This window comes from Thermococcus indicus, assembly GCF_006274605.1.
Lineage (GTDB): Archaea > Methanobacteriota_B > Thermococci > Thermococcales > Thermococcaceae > Thermococcus > Thermococcus indicus.
In genome coordinates, this window is the sequence record NZ_CP040846.1 from 1,122,062 (window position 1) to 1,135,375 (window position 13,314).

At 54.3% G+C, this 13,314-nt stretch carries 14 protein-coding genes; 12 read left to right on the forward strand and 2 right to left on the reverse strand.

Translation table 11 applies throughout. From position 1 onward, the window contains the following. Nucleotides 1–67: 67 nt before the first annotated feature. Entirely contained in the window at nt 68–469 is a 402-nt protein-coding gene (locus FH039_RS06195; protein WP_139680610.1) for a pyrolysin, read from the forward strand. Nucleotides 470–535: 66 nt separating this feature from the next. On the opposite strand, the gene proS is transcribed toward FH039_RS06195, so the two are convergent. After that, nucleotides 536–1,984, reverse strand: a complete 1,449-nt coding sequence (gene proS, locus FH039_RS06200) for a proline--tRNA ligase (RefSeq protein WP_139681695.1) — start codon at nt 1,982–1,984, stop codon at nt 536–538. 125 nt (nt 1,985–2,109) lie between these two features. On the opposite strand from proS, the gene FH039_RS06205 reads away from it, so the two are divergent. From FH039_RS06205 to FH039_RS06240, 8 genes are all read left to right on the forward strand, one after another. After that, nucleotides 2,110–3,111, forward strand: coding sequence for a 2-hydroxyacid dehydrogenase (locus FH039_RS06205; RefSeq protein ID WP_139680611.1), 1,002 nt, complete (start codon nt 2,110–2,112; stop codon nt 3,109–3,111). 10 nt (nt 3,112–3,121) lie between these two features. After that, complete coding sequence (locus FH039_RS06210; protein ID WP_139680612.1) at nt 3,122–4,117, forward strand: M42 family metallopeptidase; 996 nt, start codon at nt 3,122–3,124, stop codon at nt 4,115–4,117. A gap of 30 nt (nt 4,118–4,147) precedes the next feature. Next, nucleotides 4,148–4,912, forward strand: a complete 765-nt coding sequence (locus FH039_RS06215) for a sulfite exporter TauE/SafE family protein (RefSeq protein ID WP_139680613.1) — start codon at nt 4,148–4,150, stop codon at nt 4,910–4,912. Between the two features lie 69 nt (nt 4,913–4,981). Then, complete coding sequence (locus FH039_RS06220) at nt 4,982–5,734, forward strand: sulfite exporter TauE/SafE family protein (RefSeq protein WP_139680614.1); 753 nt, start codon at nt 4,982–4,984, stop codon at nt 5,732–5,734. Nucleotides 5,735–5,765: 31 nt separating this feature from the next. After that, a complete protein-coding gene (locus FH039_RS06225; RefSeq protein WP_139681696.1) occupies nt 5,766–6,047 on the forward strand; it encodes a hypothetical protein in 282 nt (93 codons plus the stop codon). Between the two features lie 61 nt (nt 6,048–6,108). Then, on the forward strand, nt 6,109–7,323 hold the full coding sequence (locus FH039_RS06230; RefSeq protein WP_139680615.1) for a coiled-coil domain-containing protein: 1,215 nt from the start codon (nt 6,109–6,111) through the stop codon (nt 7,321–7,323). A gap of 33 nt (nt 7,324–7,356) precedes the next feature. Next, nucleotides 7,357–8,196 (forward strand): helix-turn-helix transcriptional regulator, encoded by an 840-nt coding sequence (locus FH039_RS06235; protein ID WP_139680616.1) that lies wholly within the window; start codon nt 7,357–7,359, stop codon nt 8,194–8,196. A 188-nt stretch (nt 8,197–8,384) separates the two neighbouring features. After that, nucleotides 8,385–9,710, forward strand: a complete 1,326-nt coding sequence (locus tag FH039_RS06240) for an ATP-binding protein (RefSeq protein WP_139680617.1) — start codon at nt 8,385–8,387, stop codon at nt 9,708–9,710. 55 nt (nt 9,711–9,765) lie between these two features. Here FH039_RS06240 and metG read toward each other — a convergent pair whose 3' ends face one another. After that, entirely contained in the window at nt 9,766–11,997 is a 2,232-nt protein-coding gene (gene metG, locus FH039_RS06245; protein ID WP_139681697.1) for a methionine--tRNA ligase, read from the reverse strand. A 159-nt stretch (nt 11,998–12,156) separates the two neighbouring features. Here metG and FH039_RS06250 point away from each other — a divergent pair, with 159 nt between their 5' ends. The 3 genes from FH039_RS06250 to FH039_RS06260 are packed head-to-tail and all read left to right on the forward strand — an operon-like array spanning nt 12,157 to nt 13,196. Next, a complete protein-coding gene (locus FH039_RS06250) occupies nt 12,157–12,504 on the forward strand; it encodes a 6-pyruvoyl trahydropterin synthase family protein (protein WP_139681698.1) in 348 nt (115 codons plus the stop codon). Between the two features lie 36 nt (nt 12,505–12,540). Further along, nucleotides 12,541–12,723: a hypothetical protein gene (locus tag FH039_RS06255; protein ID WP_139680618.1), complete on the forward strand. Its 183-nt coding sequence runs from the start codon at nt 12,541–12,543 to the stop codon at nt 12,721–12,723. Next, nucleotides 12,720–13,196 carry a PIN domain-containing protein gene (locus tag FH039_RS06260; protein WP_139680619.1) on the forward strand — a complete coding sequence of 159 codons (477 nt, stop codon included), beginning with the start codon at nt 12,720–12,722 and terminating at the stop codon, nt 13,194–13,196. Before FH039_RS06255 ends, FH039_RS06260 begins: the two co-directional genes overlap by 4 nt. Nucleotides 13,197–13,314 lie beyond the last annotated feature (118 nt).

Below are 13,314 nucleotides of genomic sequence, written 5' to 3' on the forward strand. Positions count from 1 at the left end.
TTAAACGTTGGGGGAGGGAAGAATTTAAAAATGCTGCCCGATGAATACATTTGAAGGGGGTGGAAATATGAAGAAAGTTGCAGCAATCCTTGCCATTTTGATGGTTGTGATGGTCCCCTTTGCGGGGGCCGCAACCGCGGCGAAGCCCCAGGACTCAAGGGGCAGCATAATAACGCAGACGAAGCTGTGGTACTACCTCTACATCGGGGGGGAGTCCAAGTTCCACAGGCTCTACAATGAGAGCGTCAGCGCCGGCATCGACAACACCACTCTCCAGGCCGCGATGCAGCTCTACGAGAACGCCAGTGCAGAATACAAGGTTGCCCTGTCCTACGGCAACCCCCTCGAGTCCAAGAACATGGCTTGGCTTCCGTTCATCGTCCACATGAGGAAGGCGTACATTACCCTCAGGGACGCCATTTCGCTCCTTGAAGATGCCCTCAAGGGGCTCGAAGCCCAGAACGCCTGATCCTTCTTTTTTTGCTCCTTGTCTTTCTTAGGATAAAATCAGAAGAAAAAATCTGGGGCTGGAGGCTCAGTAGGTTCTCGCGAACCTCGCTATAAACTTGGCCTCCCTGCCGCAGACGGGACACTTCTTGCCTTCGGGGGCTTTGGCCTTCTCCTCTGGGTAGGGCGTTCCAAGCATCTTGGCATCGAGGGCTTCCTCCATCTCGAGACCGCAGCTCTCCTCGCCGCACCAGGGGATCTCAACAATGCCGCGTCTGTCCTCGAAGACGGCCTTAGCCTCATCTATTGTCTCGACGCGCTTTATGTGGCTCTCAAGGAACTCCTTTGCTCTGCTGTGAAGGTTCTCGTGGATCGCGTCCAGGGTCTTCCTGACCTCCTCAGCAATTCCCTCGCGCTCCACCACGAGCTTCTCAAGGGTGTCGCGCCTCGCAAGAACGGCCTTCTTGCCCTCAACGTCCCTCGGGCCGACTTCCACGCGGAGGGGAACTCCCTTGAGCTCCCAGTCGTAGAACTTCCTTCCGGGCCTTATGTCACGCTCGTCAACGTGGACCCTTATCCCCTCTGCCTTCAACTCCTCCGCTATCTCACGGGCGTAGGCGAAGACATCGGCCTCGGCGTTCTTCTTGGGGATTGGAACTATAACCACCTGTACCGGGGCCACCGTCGGGGGCAGAACCATTCCCCTGTCGTCGCCGTGGATGGCTATGACCGCTGCCAAAAGGCGCTCGCTCATTCCGAACGTTGTCTGGTGGGCGTACTCGTGGTCGCCGCTCTCGGTCTCGTACTGGATGTTGTAGGCCTTCGCGAAGTTCTGGCGGTAGTTGTGCATCGTGCCTATCTGGAGGGTCCTTCCGTCGGGCATCATGACCTCTGCGCCGAGGGAGTAGTAGGCTCCGGGGAACTTGTCCCAGTCAGGTCTCTTGGAGATAATGTAGGGAATCGCGAGGAACCTCGCGAGGTTGTCGAATATCTCGAGGTCCTCTTTTATCTGCCTCTCCGCATCCTCAAAGCTGTCGTGGGCGGTGTGGGCCTCAAAGAACCTGCTTATCTCGCGGACGCGGATGAGCGGTCTCGTGTGCTTGGTCTCGTAGCGGTACGTGTTAACTATCTGGTAAACCTTGAAGGGCAGGTCGGCGTGAGAGCGAATCCAGAGCGAGAACATTGAGTACATAGCTGTCTCGCTCGTCGGTCTGAGGATCAGCCTGATATCGAGCGGGTCGTGGCCGGCGTGGGTGACCCAAAAAACTTCTCCCTCGAAGCCGGCTATGTGCTCGGCCTCCTTCTGGAACTCGGTCTCAGGGATGAGAGCCGGGAACAGAACCTCATCGTGGCCCGTTCTCTCCATCTCGGAATGGACGAAGCGCTCGATGTTTCTCATTATCTTGAGGCCGTAGGGCAGCCAGATGTTCATTCCCTTGACCGGATAGCGTTTGTCCTGAATTCCAGCGGTCTCGATAAGTTCGTTGTACCACTCGCTGAAACTCTCGCTCCATTTCTTCCGCTCAACCTTACTCATCTGCACCACCTAACGGGAGAAACCGAAAAAGTTTTTAAGTTTTCCCGGTGCTGGCTCGGCTTTTTGACGAATCCCATGCAAAAGCCTTATTAGGACCGTTTCGATAAGCATCTTAAGGTGATAACATGAGGCCGAAGGTGGCCGTTCTCTTTAAGATGAAGAGCAAGCCCGTTGAGGAGCTCAGGAAATACGCGGACGTCGAGTTCATCCTGTATCCGGACGTAGATGAGCTGAAGGATCGGATTGGGGAGTTTGACGGCGTCATAATCTCCCCGCTGAACAGGTTTCCGCGCGAAGTCATCGAGGGGGCCGAAAGGCTAAAGGTCATCAGCTGCCATTCAGCAGGCTACGATCACGTTGACGTTAAAGCCGCAACGGAGAGGGGGATATACGTTACCAAGGTTGCTGGAGTCCTCAGCGAGGCCGTCGCGGAGTTCGCCGTTGGCCTGACCATAGCCCTCCTCAGGAAGATCGCCTACTCCGACAGGTTCATCCGCGCCGGGAAGTGGGACTCCCACAGAACCGTCTGGAGCGGGTTCAGGGACATAGAAACGGTCTACGGGAAGAAAGTTGGAATCCTCGGCATGGGTGCCATAGGAAAGGCCATAGCGAGAAGAATGAATGCGATGGGCACGGAGATACTCTATTGGTCCCGCTCTCAGAAGCCCGATATTGAAAAGGAAGTCGGGGCGATTTACAAGCCACTCGACGATGTCCTGCGGGAAAGCGATATCGTGATTCTGGCCCTGCCGTCCACACCGGAGACGTATCACGTCATAAACGCGGAGAGGCTGAAGCTTCTCGAAGGCAAATACCTCGTCAATATCGGCCGCGGGACACTGGTGGACGAGAAGGCCCTCGTGAAGGCCATCGAGGAAGGAAAGCTGAAGGGATACGCGAGCGACGTCTTCGAGAATGAGCCGGTTCAGGAGCACGCGCTTTTTGACTACGAATGGGAGACCGTTCTAACGCCCCACTACGCGGGCCTCTCAAGGGAAGCGATGGAGGACATGGGCTTCCAGGCGGTTGGGAATCTCCTCACCGTTCTCCGCGGTGAAGTTCCAGACACTCTGGTGAATCATGAAGTGCTCGGAATCCGTCCGCCGGAGAAGGTAAAGATGCTCTGAGGTGGTTGTGATGCTCGTTGATGAGCTGAGGGAGATAACTCAAATCCCCGGTATTTCAGGCTACGAGGAAAAGGTCGGGGAGAAGATAGCGGAGTGGATTGAGCCCTACGCGGACTACACGGTTGACACCATCGGAAACCTCACCGTCGAGCTCGGTGAGGGCGAACTCAAGGGCATCTTTATGGCCCACATGGACGAGATTGGGCTTCTCATAACGGGCATAAGACCGGACGGAAAGCTCACCTTCAGGAAAATCGGGGGCATTGATGACAGGCTCCTCTACGGAAGGCACCTTGACGTCATCACCGAGAACGAGAAGCTCGACGGCGTTATCGGAGCACTTCCGGTGCACTTAAACCTTGAAAGAAAGTTTGACACGGTTCCCTGGAGCAAACTGGTCATAGACATCGGCGCCGAGAGCAGGGAGGAGGCAGAAGCCCTTGGCGTTAAGGTGTTGGATTATGCGGTCTTCAAGAAGCACTTTGCCGTTCTCAACAACCGCTATGTCTCGACCCGCTCCCTTGACGACCGCTTCGGTGTCGTCGCACTGGTTGAGGCAATAAAGGACCTCGTTGACCACGACCTCGATGGAAGGTGGATCTTCGCCTTCACAGTGCAGGAGGAAATAGGCCTCAAGGGAGCGAAGTTTCTGGCCGAGCATTACACTCCAAAGTACGCCTTTGCCATAGACTCCTTCGCGTGCTGCGGCGATATAACCGGAGACGTAAGGCTCGGAGGAGGTGCCGTGATAAGGGCAGTCGATAACTCCGCGATTTACACTAGGAAGCTCGCCAGAAAGGTTGCCGGGATAGCGTCGAGGAACGAGATTCCCCTTCAGGTGGGCGTCACAGGCGGCGGAACGGATGCGTCTGTGTTCCAGGGCAAGAGCGAGGTTTTAGCTTTGAGCGTTCCGATAAGGTACCTCCACAGCGAGGTCGAGACCCTCCATCTGGCCGACCTCGAGGCGCTGATAAAGCTTATAGAGGCGATAGCGTTTGAACTATAAGCATTAAATTAGAAAACTGGAGGTGATTCTTTGCTCAAATACCTCGGTTACTTCGCGGTCGGAGTCTTTATCGGCATCCTCGCGGCCCTCTTTGGCCTTGGAGGAGGGTTCCTGATAGTCCCTACACTCAACTTCCTCGGCGTTGAGATACACCACGCCGTCGGAACTTCCAGTGCGGCCGTCGTCTTTACCTCCCTCAGCTCGGCGATAGCGTACTCAAGGCAGAAGAGAATACACTATAAAGTCGGCCTCCTTTTGGCCTCAACGGCCGTAATAGGAGCATACATCGGCGCGTGGATGACCTCCTTTATAAGCGCCGCCCAGCTAAAGGTCATCTTCGGCGCGGCCCTCGTTGTAGTGGCCATCAGGATATACAGGAAGAAGACGGCCGAACCAAGCGAGGTTAAGCTTGAGGAAGTTGAGGTCAACTACAAGCTCGTCCCCATAGGTGGGTTCTTTGCCGGAATTGCCAGCGGCCTCCTTGGCGTTGGCGGGGGAATAATCAACGTGCCGTTTTTAACGTACCTTGGCCTACCGATACACTACGCGGTCGCTACCTCAAGCTTTGCGATAGTCTTCACAGCAACCGCTGGAGCGCTCAAGCACTACGCCATGGGCAACGTGGAGACACAATGGCTGGTCCTCCTCGTTCCGGGCCTCATCATAGGCGCCCAGCTCGGTGCGAGGATAGCGAAGCGGACGAGGGCATCTTCCCTAAAAAAGGCCTTCGCCGTTGTCATGGCCCTCCTTGCCCTGAGGATGATACTGAAGGGCCTTGGACTTCCTGTCCCGTGAGGCCCTCTTCTCCTTTGATTACCCTGCTAAATTATATAAACCCTCCCGGGGATACCGGGCCGATGCGGAATGCTTAACCCCATAATAGCCGTTTTGATGGGTGTTCTCATAGGTGCAATAGCCGGTCTGTTCGGGGTCGGAGGCGGGTTCCTCATAGTCCCCTCGCTGGTGTTCCTAGGACTGCCCATCCACGTGGCCATCGGAACCAGCCTCGCGTGCATAACGATAAGCTCCCTGTCATCGGCCTACGCCCACATCCGGGCAGGCAGGGTTCTCTACCGCGTGGCTTTCCTGAAGGAGGTCTTCTCAATTCCGGCCGCGGTGATAGGCGCGTATCTCTCGGGAATGCTGAACTCAAACGTCCTGGAGGCTGTATTTGGGCTTCTCCTAATCTACGTTGCCTACGTCTTCGTCAAAAGGAACGACTTAAGAAACCGCGGGGAGGCTCTGAGGATAAACTACCGGAAGGTCCCACTGATAGGTGCCCTCTCCGGCCTGACTTCAGGACTCCTTGGGGTCAGCGGGGGCGTACTGAACGTTCCCCTCTTTCACACCCTCGCGGGCCTCCCCGTGAACTACGCCGTCGGAACGTCCAGCCTCGCCCTGTTCTTCACTGCCCTAGTAGGAACGGTTACTCACATAGGACTCGGACAGGTGAACCTCCAGACGGCTCTCCTGCTCTCCCCGGGTCTCATAATAGGAGCCTCCATAGGAGCCAGACTGGTTCCAAAGCTTCATCCAAGGCGGTTTAAGATACTGTTCTCGGCACTTCTGATACTTGTCGCGGTGAGGCTCCTCATCAGGGCACTCAAAGGTTTTTAACGTTCAACCTCAATTTCCCCCGGTGAGAAAGATGTCGGAACTTTTCGAGAAAATCAAGGCCGAGTACGGCGTCGAGATAAAGGATGAGCGCGACATGACGAACGCGTGGAGGCTCGTTGAGGCCCTTAAGGATAAGGGCTGGGTGGTGTACATCATCACCGCTAAGGGTCGCGAGCAGGTCGATGCATGGCACCCGAACTACGGAAGCCTGTACGCCCAGTTCGGCGAGATTCCACATTTTAAAAACGTGGTGGAAGGCATATGCGTTACAGCACTCCATATAAGGGAGCTTGAGAAGAATGGAACGCTCTGAAACGTTCGTTCCGCCGGAGTCCTCAAATAGGTTTGGGGCGTAGCGTTCATCGGTGATGCCCATGAACGGGATGAAGGGCTTTGCACTGGCCCTGGCAATATTGCTGGTTGGAAGTGTGATACCCCTGGGACTGGCAGAGAGCAACGGCACGAGCAACGCCACCGGAAGCTACACCGGAGCCCTGGACAACAGCACCCGGGAGATGGTGATAGCGGGTCAGTTGATTGATCAGCTTCAGAGGCTGAGCAAGTTCGCCGAAGATAAGATAGAACCCATAAAGGACAAGCTGCCCGAGAACTCGACGATACTGACCCACTACGAGCTCGCAGAGGACTACAAGGAAAAGGCAGTGAGCGAATACGAGGCCGGCGACTACTACAGCTCGATACTGGACAGCCTCACCGCTATGCACCACTACAAGGTTGCCCTCTCAGCGCTCAAGGAGGCCAAAGAGAAGGTTCAGGATGTAAGGGAACGCATCAAAATGGAAATCGAGCGCCTCAGTGAGTACTTCAGGTTCGTTGAGAAGACCATAAGGCTGGCAGAGAACCAGGGAATAGACGTGAGCAACCTCACCGCACTTTACAACGAGACCAAGGATGCCTACAAAGTTGTACTGGATGAGCTCAAGGCCGGAGACTACGAAAAGGTGAGGGCAGACTATGAGATTGCCAAGGAGAAGAAGTCCCTCCTCGACGAGGAGCTGAGAAAGGTCCGCGAGGAGCTCGCCTATGCCAACGCCGATAAGATCGTCAAGGATTTCCTGATGAAGGGCGAGAAGGGAATGGAGATAGCTCAGAAGGCAATCGAGGTCGGGGAGGGGAACGGCTACAACGTGACGGAGCTCCAGGAGAGGCTCGATGCATTCTCGGAGGTTTACAGTCAGGTCAAGGCTCTCGCCGACGAAGGCAAGTGGGAGGACGCCCTCACCGTCATGAAGGACAACAGGGAAACAATAATTGAGTTCCACAGAGCTGTTGAGTTCGTACTCAGGAAGGTTCGCGAAAGGGAGCTCGATGAAAAGCTGAAGGACGTTCGCGCCTTCCTCAGGGAGATGAACGAGGGGATTCAGAAGGACGCAAAGGCGCTTCGCGAGCTCAAGAACAGGGGCGTCGACACCACCCGGGCAGAGGTTCAGCTGAAGGTGGCCTCCCAGGAGCTCAGGATAGGCGTCGAGCTTCTAAAAGCGAAGAAGCCCCTCCAGGCCAAGGCACACTTTGCAATAGCGCTGGACATGCTCCACAGGGTGGATGAGTTCATACTCGCCCACTCCTGACCTTTCCTTTTTAGTTTATGGAGGGATGCTTAAATGAGACCCAAATGGATCCCAATCCTCATGATGATAACGCTCATCCTCCTGCCAGGGGTTAGTTCCTATACCGTTTCATCCCTGGTTTTGACGGTTTACAATGACGGCTACGTCAAGGTTGAATATGAACTCCTGCCCGCGGAGTATTCATCCCAGATTGAACTTCCCCTCCTCGGCAACCATTACGAGAACGTCATCGTTGAGGACGGGAGCGGAAACCCCCTCAACTTCAGGCTTGAGAACGGAAGCCTTCTCATCTATTCCGGGGATGCTGAGGTAGTCAGGGTCTCCTACTACACCCCTGACCTGACCGTGAAGCAGGGCATGGTGTGGACGCTTAACGTCGCGACCAATGATTCCTTCACAGTTGTGCTGCCCGAAAACGCCATAGTGGTTGACCTGAGCGACATACCGCTTGAGATAGCCGGGAACTCAATAACCATGCCCCCCGGAAACCAGAGTGTTTCCTACACACTCAACGGAAGAGGGGCTGAGGGTGGAAATGGAACGGGGAGTTCGGAGTATCTGCCAATCTTGGCGGGTCTCGGCGTGGTCGGGGGTTTAGCCTACGCCCTCTGGAGAAGGAAAGGCGGAGGAAAATCAATGCCAAGCCGTGAGGAGTTCCAGGCCAGGCTTGAGAACCTCGACCTCAACGAGGAAGAGAAACGCGCGCTACTATACATCTTTGACAAGGGTGGAAAGGCCAGTCAGGCGGAGGTTCGTGAAGCGATAGGCCTGCCCAAAACCACCGCATGGAGGATGTTCAAGCGCCTTGAGCGGAAGGGTCTGGTGAAGGTTCTTAAGGGCAGGAAGGAAAACTGGGTGGAGCTTAGGTTTTAAGGTTTAAAAAGCTCCGCTTTTCTGAGTTTTCTTTTTTGTTCCAGGGAATAAATGAACATCGGTACTGGTCCATTCAATTCCTTAACGTTCTCTCATCGAAACCATTCCACCGGCCAATAACCGCATGGCCCAAAATGCTGTAGAAAGATTATTATACTTTGCCAACATCATTTCTTAGCGGTGGTCCCATGTTCGTGAACAGGGAACGGGAGCTGAAGTTCCTCGAAAGGAAGTGGAGCGATGATGGAGCACAGCTCATAATCATCTACGGGAGGAGAAGGGTTGGAAAGACCATGCTCCTCAAAGAATTCCTTAAGGATAAAAAGGGCGTTTACTTCCTCGCTACCGCCGATTCCATGGGCGAGAACGTTAAAGGACTAGCAGAAAAATTCTCGGAGCTTACGGGGAGAGAATACTTCAAAGACGTGAGAGATTTCGGAAAGCTCTTCCGCTACCTTGCCGATGAGATAAAAAACGAGAGGGTCGCCGTCGTTCTGGACGAGTTCCAGTATCTCATGAGCCTTGAGTCCGGAATTTTAAGCGTTCTCCAGAAGGCCTGGGATGAGCATCTCAGGGATACCGGAATCTTTCTCGTTCTCTGCGGCTCTTCAATAGGGATGATGGAGAGAACGCTTGAGTACAAGAGCCCGCTCTACGGGAGAAGAACTGGCCAGTGGAAGGTCGAGCCCTTTGACATCAGAGCTATAGCGGAGATGCTTTCTGATAGGGACATGGAGGAGATTGTAAAGTTTTACGCCGTTTTCGGCGGCGTTCCCTTCTACCTCGACATCGTGAAGGATTTAAGCGTTGAAGAGGCCATAAGGGAGAAGGTTCTGAGGAAGGGTGAGGTCCTCTATGAGGAGCCGGAGTTTCTCCTGAGGGAAGAGCTGAGGGAACCAAGGACGTACAAGCTGATACTCAAAGGTCTGTCCCTCGGGTACGAAACCCTCGGGGAGCTGGTTAATTTTACGGGCCTCGACAGGGGGAATCTCTCGAGGTACATTGACACACTTGAAAGGCTCGACCTAGTTGGCTACGAGCTCCCATACGGAAGGAGGAAGAGGGGGCGCTACTACATCAGGGACAACTTCTTCAACTTCTGGTTCCGCTTTGTGTATCCCAACTTAGCCGATTTGGAGCTTGGCATGGTTGATGATGTCTGGGCTAAGATTGAGAAAAGCCTGAACGCCTACTACGGCAAAATGTTCGAGAGGCTCGTGAGGGAGATGCTAAGGATGAAGATACTCGACTTCGGGCAGAAAAAAGTCGCAAGGTGGTGGCACAAGGGGGAGGAGATTGACGCGGTTGTGGAGCTTGAAGACGGCCTGCTCTTCGTCGAGGTGAAGTGGAGCGAGCTGAAGAGAAAGGATGCGGAAAGGGCACTTGAAGAGCTGAAGAAAAAGGCAAACTCCTTTGACGTGAAAGACAAAAGGTTTCTGCTCATTGCCAGAAGAATCAGGGGAAAAAGCAACGAGATGATGGACCTGAAAGACCTTGAGGAGTTAATACGCTGAAATCCTGAGCATTTCAAAGCCTGTTAAAAGTCCAATAGGAGAAAAAGAAAGGGGCTTACCTTATCCCTGCTCCCAGTTTTATCTCCTTGTCCGGCATCAGCAGGGCGACGTTCTCTCCGTCGTCAGCAGCGAGGAGCATTCCCTGGCTCTCAACGCCGCGGAGCTTCTTGGGCTCGAGGTTGGCTATGATGACGACGTAGTGGTTGAGCAGCTCTTCCGGCTTGTAGTACTTCTTCAGTCCGGCGACGAGCTGCCTGACCTCGTCGCCCAAATCGACCTTGACCACGTAGAGCCTGTCGGCGTTCGGGTGGTCCTTGACCTCGATTATCTTCCCAACCCTCAGGTCGAGCTTCATGAAGTCGTCAAAGCTTACGTATCCCATTCTTTCACCTTCCTCCCTTTTCTTCGCCTTCTCCTTCTTCGAGGCTTTTCCGGGCTTTTCAGCTTTAGCCCCCATTTCATCCCCGTAGATGCTCTTAAGGATTGCCATGGCCTCTTCCCGTTTGGCCTCCCCGAAGCGCTCTAGAGCTACCTTCACAACGTCGTCCCGCTTGTAGTACTTCTCAAGGAGCAGTCTCGCGCTCTTCGGGTTGCCCCGGGCTATGTAGTTCACGATGAAGTAGATTATGTCCTCATCCGTCACCTTCTTGAACATCGGAGTGGCTTTTCTAACCCTGTGTCCGGCCGGAATCTCGGTGAACTCCCAGCGCTTGAGTTCCTCGAGGTTGAGGAGGTGCCATATCTTCTCGCTGGCATCGGGGAGGAACGGCTCCAGCAGGATTCCAAGGGCCTTGACTATCTGGAGTGAGATGTTCACAGTGGTTGCAGTTCTTACGCGGTCGGTCTTGGCGGTCTTCCACGGTTTCTGGTAGTCGAAGTAGCGGTTGCCGAAGATTGCCAGCTCCATGACCCTCTTTAACGCGTCCTTGAACTTGTATTGAGCTATCAGCTTTCCGGTCTCCTCGAAGGCCTTCTCGATTTCCTCGAAGGCCCGCCTATCAAGGTCGTCAAGCTCGCCCCTTTCGGGCACGACTCCATCGAAGTAGCGGTTGGCGAAGGTCATCGCCCTGTGAACGAAGTTTCCGAGGTTGTTTACCAGCTCCTCGTTTATCTTGCTCTTGAAGTCGGCGAAGCTGAAGTCGCTGTCCCTCATTTCGGGCATTATGGCCGTGAGGTAGTAGCGGAGGTAGTCCGCTGGGAAGGCATCGAGGAACTCGTGAACCCATATCGCCCAGTTCCTGCTCGTTGAGAACTTCTTGCCCTCCAGATTGAGGTACTCGTTGGCGGGGATGTCATAGGGGAGAAGCCACTCGGCCTCGATGTCCTCATCCCTGTACTTGCCGTAGGCCATCAGGAATGCCGGCCAGAATATCGCGTGGAAGGGCACGTTGTCCTTGCCGATGAAGTGTATAACTTTCGTCTCACCATCGAAGTTGAGCCAGAACTTCTTCCACTCGTTCTCCCTTCCCTCCCGCTTCAGGTGCTCGATGGTGATCGAGATGTAGCCTATCGGGGCCTCGAACCAGACGTAGAGCACCTTTCCTTTAACGTCCTCGTCGTCGAGCGGAACCGGAATGCCCCAGTTGAGATCCCTCGTCATGGCCCTCTCTTCGAGGCCCTCATTAATCCAGCCGAGGACGGTGTTTCTGACGTTGGGCTTCCAGTGCTCCTGGCTGAGAACCCACTCCTTCAGCCGCGCCTCGAAGTCCTGCATCCGGATGTAGTAGTGGGCGGAGTCTTTTGTGGTGATTGGATTGCCGCACAGGTTGCAGCGCGGGTTTATGAGTATCTCCGGTGTCAGTGGATGGCCGCAGACCTCACACTGGTCGCCGCGCTGGTTCTCGGCGCCACAGTATGGGCAGGTGCCTATCACAAATCTGTCCGGGAGGAACATCTTGTCATGCTCGCAGTAGGCCTGCTTGGTGACCTTCTTGACCAGGTGGCCGTTTTCCAAAGCCTTGAGGAAGAACTCCTGGCTTACCCGGTAGTGAACCGGAAGCTCGGTTCTGCCGAAGTAGTCGAAGCTTATCTTGGCCCTCTTGAAGGTCGTCTTTATGTGCTCGTGGAACTCGTCGACGATTTCCCTGGCGCTCCTGTTCTCCTTGAGCGCGCGGAATGTTATCGGCGTCCCGTGTTCATCGGTTCCACAGACGAAGAGCACCTCCTCGCCCTTCAGTCGGAGGTAGCGCACGAAGATGTCCGCTGGAAGGTATGCCCCTGCCAGGTGTCCCGCGTGAATCGGACCGTTAGCGTAAGGAAGGGCTGACGTCACCATGTACCTGACCATTTTAACCACCGTCCGGCAATGGATTCAGAGCCTTATAAGACCTGCGGGTTTTAAACATTACGGTGGGTTATTTTCAGTTGCTCAAAATATGTTGAGTTATGCATAATCTCTGCCCAAAGGTTTTAGTTTGGATGGCATCCATGAAGTGCGGTGACCCTCATGAAAGCCAGAATCATCGAGCGCTTCAAATTTGAGGCGGCCCATGCGGTCCTGATTGACGGAAAGCCCGAGGAGATACACGGTCACACCTTCAGGCTTGAGGTGGCCGTCGAAGGTCCACTGGAGAACGGCTACGTGATGGACTTCCTCGAACTGAGGGGGATTATGAATGAAATCATCGAGAAGCTCGACCACAGAAACCTGAACGCCCTCTTCGAAAACCCCACCACGGAAAACATCGCCCTCTGGATAGCGGGAGAGGTGGAGAAAAGGCTTCCTGACGGCGTAAGGCTCCACAGGATAGTCCTCTGGGAGGGCGAGGAGAACGGGGTGGAGTTTGAGTTCTGAGAAACGTTTTTATCTCCCGTGTGGAAGTTAGAAATGGTGAACGGGATGTCAGAGGCTACGTCAGAACGGATGTTAAAGCTGTATTCTCATCTTTTCAAAGAGGCTCTCGAACTTAAGAAGCTTATCGAAGTAAAGAAAAAGGAAGTTAGACCCGGAATGTTTGGAAAGGGGAACGTTGAGGAGTTCAAAAAGTACCGGCTTGAGGTGTATGAGAGGTGATCTTCATAGACTCAAGCGTTTTCTACAACTACCTTGTCGAAACCAGCCTCACCGAATATGCCATTGATGTTCTTGAGTCCCGGGAAGGGAAACTAACTTCAGACACCGTCGTTGATGAGCTATTCTACGCGCTTATCCGGAAGCTTGGAGAGAAGGAGTACAACGCAAGGTCAATCTGGAAGGTCAAGGAGCTTCTCAGAAACGACGCCGAGTTCAGGAGACGTGCTTCTGATGTTATATCTGACATATTAGCACTCCTTGACGCAAAAGATGTTTTACTTGTCTCTGACTCCCGGGACTGGCTGACCGTTGCCACCCTCGTCCACGACTACTCCTTGCTCCCTCACGACGCCAGAATCCTCGCCACCGCTTTGGAGTATAACTGTGATAAGCTCGCCACCCTCGACGAGGACTTTGGGACGGTGAAGGATGTTATCCGGCTCGCTCCGGAGGGGTTCTGGAGGAAGGATTAAATCTCCCGGGGACGAAGGTAGGTGGGTGAGAAAGAGGCGTGAAGGGGAGCTGAGAAGGCTCGTTGAAGAGCTTGTCGCCCTGATGAAGACCCCGTGAACCACAAGGTTTTTTCATTTT

Coding starts and splice junctions, on each gene's coding strand:
- FH039_RS06230 (WP_139680615.1), top strand. CDS start 6,109: ATGAACGGGATGAAGGGCTTTGCACTGGCCCTGGCAATATTGCTGGTT.
- FH039_RS06195 (WP_139680610.1), top strand. CDS start 68: ATGAAGAAAGTTGCAGCAATCCTTGCCATTTTGATGGTTGTGATGGTC.
- FH039_RS06250 (WP_139681698.1), top strand. CDS start 12,157: ATGAAAGCCAGAATCATCGAGCGCTTCAAATTTGAGGCGGCCCATGCG.
- FH039_RS06205 (WP_139680611.1), top strand. CDS start 2,110: ATGAGGCCGAAGGTGGCCGTTCTCTTTAAGATGAAGAGCAAGCCCGTT.
- FH039_RS06220 (WP_139680614.1), top strand. CDS start 4,982: ATGCTTAACCCCATAATAGCCGTTTTGATGGGTGTTCTCATAGGTGCA.
- FH039_RS06240 (WP_139680617.1), top strand. CDS start 8,385: ATGTTCGTGAACAGGGAACGGGAGCTGAAGTTCCTCGAAAGGAAGTGG.
- proS (WP_139681695.1), bottom strand. CDS start 1,984: ATGAGTAAGGTTGAGCGGAAGAAATGGAGCGAGAGTTTCAGCGAGTGG.
- FH039_RS06225 (WP_139681696.1), top strand. CDS start 5,766: ATGTCGGAACTTTTCGAGAAAATCAAGGCCGAGTACGGCGTCGAGATA.
- FH039_RS06210 (WP_139680612.1), top strand. CDS start 3,122: ATGCTCGTTGATGAGCTGAGGGAGATAACTCAAATCCCCGGTATTTCA.
- metG (WP_139681697.1), bottom strand. CDS start 11,997: ATGGTCAGGTACATGGTGACGTCAGCCCTTCCTTACGCTAACGGTCCG.
- FH039_RS06235 (WP_139680616.1), top strand. CDS start 7,357: ATGAGACCCAAATGGATCCCAATCCTCATGATGATAACGCTCATCCTC.